This window comes from Pseudomonas sp. PS01303 (genome assembly GCF_029959385.1).
GTDB lineage: Bacteria > Pseudomonadota > Gammaproteobacteria > Pseudomonadales > Pseudomonadaceae > Aquipseudomonas > Aquipseudomonas rustica.
The window spans coordinates 1-5,784 of sequence record NZ_JASCPK010000228.1; the positions used below are offsets into that span (position 1 = coordinate 1).

Annotated in this window: 6 protein-coding genes; 1 reads left to right on the plus strand and 5 read right to left on the minus strand. The window is 60.5% G+C overall.

Translation table 11 applies throughout. The annotated features are described in order from the left end of the window. Nucleotides 1-93 precede the first annotated feature (93 nt). From aqpZ to QMX93_RS29345, 5 genes are all read right to left on the minus strand, one after another. The gene (gene aqpZ / locus QMX93_RS29325) at nt 94-789 is read right to left on the minus strand and encodes an aquaporin Z (RefSeq protein WP_053118157.1); all 696 of its coding nucleotides are present in this window, start codon (nt 787-789) and stop codon (nt 94-96) included. A 277-nt stretch (nt 790-1,066) separates the two neighbouring features. Further along, the gene (locus QMX93_RS29330) at nt 1,067-2,899 is read right to left on the minus strand and encodes an ABC transporter ATP-binding protein (RefSeq protein WP_053118159.1); all 1,833 of its coding nucleotides are present in this window, start codon (nt 2,897-2,899) and stop codon (nt 1,067-1,069) included. 88 nt (nt 2,900-2,987) lie between these two features. Then, nucleotides 2,988-3,551, minus strand: coding sequence for a peptidylprolyl isomerase (locus tag QMX93_RS29335; protein WP_053118162.1), 564 nt, complete (start codon nt 3,549-3,551; stop codon nt 2,988-2,990). A 3-nt stretch (nt 3,552-3,554) separates the two neighbouring features. Beyond that, nucleotides 3,555-4,358, minus strand: a complete 804-nt coding sequence (locus QMX93_RS29340; protein WP_212545172.1) for an alpha/beta hydrolase — start codon at nt 4,356-4,358, stop codon at nt 3,555-3,557. A gap of 14 nt (nt 4,359-4,372) precedes the next feature. Further along, entirely contained in the window at nt 4,373-5,296 is a 924-nt protein-coding gene (locus tag QMX93_RS29345) for a LysR family transcriptional regulator (protein ID WP_008086429.1), read from the minus strand. Nucleotides 5,297-5,345: 49 nt separating this feature from the next. On the opposite strand from QMX93_RS29345, the gene QMX93_RS29350 reads away from it, so the two are divergent. Beyond that, entirely contained in the window at nt 5,346-5,660 is a 315-nt protein-coding gene (locus tag QMX93_RS29350) for a hypothetical protein (protein ID WP_053118166.1), read from the plus strand. Nucleotides 5,661-5,784: the final 124 nt, after the last annotated feature.

Sequence of the window (5,784 nt, forward strand, 5' to 3'; positions counted from 1 at the left end):
GCCGAAGGCTGCGATCTTTTGATCTGGCCTTTTTAAAACCAAGATCAAAAGATCGCAGCCTTCGGCAGCTCCTACACGGGAATTGTGTTGGGCTCAGGTTTCTTCTTTGCCCAGCCAGCGGTAGATCCCGCCGCCGACCACTGCGCCTATCAGCGGCGCGACCCAGAACATCCACAACTGCGCAATCGCCCAGCCGCCCACCATCAGCGCCGGCCCGGTACTGCGCGCCGGGTTGACCGAGGTGTTGGTGACCGGAATCGAGATCAGGTGGATCAGCGTCAGGCCCAGACCAATCGCAATCGGTGCCAGTCCCGGTGGCGCGCGTCTGTCGGTCGCGCCGAGGATGATGATCACGAACATCGCGGTCATCACCAGCTCAGTGACAAACCCTGCCGCCATCGAATACTTGCCGGGAGAATGCTCGCCATAACCGTTGGACGCGAGGCCGGAGGCAATATCGAAACCTTCCTTGCCGCTGGCGATATGAGCGATCAACGCCGCCGCGAGGATCGCGCCGAGCACTTGGGCAATGATGTAAGCAGGCAACTCTTTGGCGGGGAATCGACCGCCGACGACCAGACCGACCGACACGGCCGGGTTGAGGTGACATCCGCTGATGTGGCCGATGGCGAACGCCATGGTCAGCACCGTCAGACCAAACGCCAGGGCCACCCCCAGCACACCGATACCCAACGGCGAAGACGCGGCGATCACCGCACTGCCGCAACCACCCAACACCAACCAGAACGTACCCAACAACTCCGTAGCTGAACGTTTCAACAGAGACATGAGAAGAGTCCTTGATAGCGCTGCTATCGAGACTGCATCGAGTTGTGCGTCCTTGCAGACTTACGACAGGCTCCGTTCCGAAGCCTTGGCTGAGTACAGCAGGGTTTTTACGGATTTCCAGCAGGGCAAAAAGCAAAGATCGCAGCCTGCGGCAGCTCCTACAGTGATCGTTCCCACGCTCTGCGTGGGAATGCCTCAAGGGACGCTCCGCGTCCAGTGACGCGGAACGTCATGGGCTGCGTTCCCACGCGGAGCGTGGGAACGATCATTCAGTGCATCAGTCGATACCGACGAACCCCCCGGTCTGGTGCGCCCACAGCCGCGAATACAAACCGCGATGCGCGAGCAGCTCAGCATGAGTACCGCTCTCGGCAATCTTGCCGTTCTCCAGCACCACCAGCCGATCCATCCGCGCAATCGTCGAGAGCCGGTGCGCAATCGCGATCACGGTTTTGCCCTGCATCAGCGTTTCCAGACTTTCCTGAATCGCCGCTTCGACTTCCGAGTCCAGCGCCGAGGTCGCTTCGTCCATGATCAGGATCGGCGCGTCCTTGAGCAGCACCCGCGCAATCGCGATGCGCTGACGCTGTCCCCCGGACAATTTCACCCCGCGCTCGCCAACGTGCGCATCGAAACCGGTGCGGCCCTCGGCGTCCGACAGCAACGGAATAAACTCATCGGCGCGTGCCTTGTGCACCGCGTCCCACAACTCGGCATCGGTCGCGTCCGGTTTGCCGTACAACAAGTTGTCGCGGATCGAGCGGTGCAGCAGCGAGGTGTCCTGGGTGATCATGCCGATGCGCGCACGCAGGCTTTCCTGACCGACGTCGGCGATGTTCTGCCCGTCGATCAAAATGCGCCCGCCCTCGACGTCGTACAGGCGCAGCAGCAGGTTGACCAAGGTCGATTTGCCGGCGCCGGACGGCCCGATCAAACCGATTTTCTCGCCCGGTTTGATGTTCAGGTTGAGGTCGCCGATGATCCCGCGCTTCTTGCCGTAGTGAAAATCGACGTGCTCGAAACGCACTTCACCGCGGGCCACTTGCAGCGGTTTGGCGTCTTCGCGATCGGTGACGCTGACCGGTTGTGCGATGGTTTGCAGACCGTCCTGCACCATGCCGATGTTTTCGAAAATGCCGGTGACCACCCACATGATCCAGCCGGACATGTTGACGATGCGAATCACCAGACCGGTCGCCAGCGCAATCGCGCCGACGGTGATCAACGATTGCGTCCACAACCACAGGGCCAACGCGGTGGTGCCGACGATCAGCAAGCCGTTCATGGTGGTAATCGCCACGTCCATGCTGGTGACCACGCGACCGGCCAGTTGCGCTTTGACGGTCTGTTCTTCGATGGCTTCCTTGGCGTAGTGCTGTTCGAAATTGGTGTGGGCGAACAGCTTCAGCGTGGCGATGTTGGTGTAACCGTCGACGATGCGCCCCATCAGTTTCGAGCGCGCGTCGGAGGCTTCCACCGAGCGTTGTTTGACCCGTGGCACAAAGTAGTAGAGCGCGCCGATGTAGGCGGCAATCCACAGCAGCAACGGGATCATCAAACGCCAGTCGGCTTCGGCGAACAGTACCAGCGAGCTGATCGCGTAAATCACCACGTGCCACAGCGCATCCACCGCTTGCACCGCAGAATCACGCAGCGAGTTACCGGTCTGCATGATGCGTTGGGCGATGCGCCCGGCGAAGTCATTCTGGAAGAAATTCAGGCTCTGCTTGAGCACATAGCTGTGGTTCTGCCAGCGGATCATGCTGGTCATGCCGGGGCTCAGCGTCTGATGCACCAGCAGGTCGTGCAGGCCGAAAAAGATCGGCCGCAACACGAGGGCAACCACCACCATCCACGTCAGTTCGAGGGCGTGGTCGCTGAAGAAATTCGGATTCGGTGTGCCTTGGGCCAGGTCGATGATGCGGCTCAGGTAACTGAACAGCGCCACTTCGATCAACGCGGCGAAGAGGCCAACGACGAGCAGGGCGGCGAAACTCGGCCAGACCTGTTTGAGGTAGTAAACATAGAAGGGCCAGACACGGTCTGGAGGGGACGCCGTGGGGGCGTCGCGGAATATGTCGATCAGTTGTTCGAAACGGCGATAGAGCATCAGATAACCGCCCGGAATGCGGGCTCTCCTTTTATCAGTGTGAGCGGCGCGGGATCAGCCCGGCGCCGCTCGATATGCCCTGCAGTACTCAGTCGATGCGCTTGGCCGACTTGATGATCACAGGGTCGACAGGCACGTTTTGCATGCCGCTTTTGGTGGTGGTCTGCGAGTTGACGATGATGTCGACCACGTCCATGCCCTTGACCACTTTGGCGAATACCGCGTAACCGGCGTCACGGCCCGGGTCGAGGAAGGCGTTGTCAGCCACGTTGATAAAGAACTGGCTGGTGGCCGAATCCGGGTTGGAAGTGCGCGCCATCGACAGCGTGCCGCGAACGTTGTGCAGACCATTGCTGGCTTCGTTCTTGATCGGTGCCTTGGTGTCTTTCTGTTGCATTTGTTGGGTGAAACCGCCGCCCTGAGCCATGAAGCCCGGAATCACGCGGTGGAAAATGGTGTTGGTGTAGAAGCCGCTGTCGACGTACTCAAGGAAGTTCTTGGTACTGATTGGCGCCTTGACCGGATCCAGCTCGATTTCGATCTGGCCGTTGGTGGTGTCCAGCAGCACGTGTGGCGCCTTGGCTGGCGTCGCTGCCATCAGGTTGGCGGCAAACAGAACGGTACCGGCGGCGAGGGCGAGTTTTTTCAGCATGGGTCAGTGATCCTGAGATTGAAGGTCGGCTGTGGCGAGAAACTCCAGCAGCGTTTGATTGAAGCGTTGCGGTTGGTCGAGCGGGGTGGCGTGGCGCGAATCGTCGATCACCACCAGCCGCGCATCGGGCAGCAGTTTTACATAGGTTTCTTTCAGCGCGACGGGTGTGTAGTCGCGGTCGGCGCTGACGATGAGGGTTGGACAGGTCACGCGGGAAAGTCGTTCCTGAACGCCCCAACCGACAATCGCATCGAAGCTGGCGAGATAAGCACGTTTGTCGTTTTTTGCCCAGCGTTCGGCCATTTTCTGCCGCAGATCGGCCTGTTCCGGCTTGGGAAAAAGTTTGCCGCCGAGGGCTTTGCCGATGGTTTCGAGGCTGAGCACGCGCATCAGACTCCAGCGTTTGAACCACTGCCAATAGTCATCACGGCTGCGCAATTTCACTTCGGGCGCGCTGTTGACGATGGTCAGACTCTTGAGCAATTGCGGGTGATCGACGGCGAACTGAAAACCGATCATGCCGCCCATGGACAGCCCGGCGTAATGCACCGGGCCGAGGTTCAAATGTTCGATCAGCGCGAGCAGGTCTGCACTGAAACCGGCGATGCTGTAGCGCTCACGGGGTTTGTCCGAACGGCCGTGACCGCGGACATCCGGGACGATCACCCGGTAGTGCGCGGCGAGTGCCGGGATCTGCATTTCCCAGTCCAGCGTGCTCGAACCGAGCCCGTGAACCAGCAGCAACGGCGTACCGTGGCCGTATTCCTCGTAGTGCAGGTTGCAACCTTCGTGCTCGAAATACGCCATCGGTGGACTCCGTGTCAGGCTTGTTCAGGGGCGGCGTACGGCGCATCCAAAGGCAACGTATCGAAGGTGCGCAGCAGTTCGATGAGGATTTGCGTCGCCGGGCCCAGGGGTTTGTCTTTGTTCGAATACAGATAGAAGCTGGAGTTGCGGGTGCCGCCCCTGTCCAACGGTAGCAGCTTGAGCGAGCCATCCTTGAGTTCTCGTTCAATCATGTGCCGAGGCAACCAGGCAAAACCCAGACCGCTGCTGACAAATGTCGCGGCGGTGGCGAGGCTGCCGACCGTCCAACGCTGTTCAGCGCCGAGCCAGCCGACATCGCGGGGTTGCTGGCGGCCGGAGTCGCGGATCACCACTTGCATCTGCGTTTCCAGATCCTGAAAACTCAGTTCGCGATTGAGCCGGTGCAGCGGGTGATCGGGGTGGGCGACGGCGATGAACTCGACGTCGCTCAATTCCGCCCCGAGGTGGCCGGGAATGCTCAGGCCGGTGATGGCCAGATCGGCCACGCCTTCGAGCAGGACTTCTTCCACACCCGACAACACCTCTTCACGCAGACGCACGCGGCAGCCACGGCTCTGCGGCATGAACGCGGTCAGTGCGCGGACGATGCGAGCACTCGGGTAAGCGGCGTCGACCACCAGCCGCACTTCCGCTTCCCAGCCTTGCTCCATGTGATGGGCGAGGTCTTCGAGTTGGCTGGCCTGTTTCACCAGTTGCCGCGAACGGCGCAGCAACACGCCGCCGGCTTCGGTGAGCACGGCTTTACGCCCATCGATGCGCAACAGCGGCACGCCGAGCTGATCCTGCATGCGCGCGACGGTGTAGCTCACCGACGATTGCGAGCGGTGCAGGGCCTCGGCGGCCTGGGCAAATCCGCCATGGTCGACCACGGCCTGCAATGTTCGCCATTGATCCAGGGTCACGCGGGGCGCTTTCATCAATAGCTCCTCTTGTCCTAAGCTGGCGGTCCCTCATGGAGACTGCCGAATGAAAAAATTCTGTTGTGTGTTGCTGGCGCTGCTGCCGCTGACGGCGTTCGCGTACCCGATCGACGTGGAAAAGGATCTCAACGGTTTGAAGATCGACTACGAAACCTACGACACCGACAACGACATCGGCTCCATTCGGGTCGCCAACTACGGCGATGTCGATGCGACGTGCAAGGCCGTTTTCAGCAACGGCCCCGAGGCGCCGCGTACCCGCAGCATCGATGTTCCGGCCGGCAAACATAAAAACGCCACGGCCAAGTTCACCCGCTCGATCATCAAGTTGCGCATCAAACTGACCTGCGTCCCGAAATAACCCCGGATCCCATTGTGGGAGCGAGCTTGCTCGCGAAGGCGTCGCGTCAGTCGATGCATTAATTGACTGATACACCGCCTTCGCGAGCGAGCTCGCTCCCACAGGATGGGTAAGTGCATCTAAA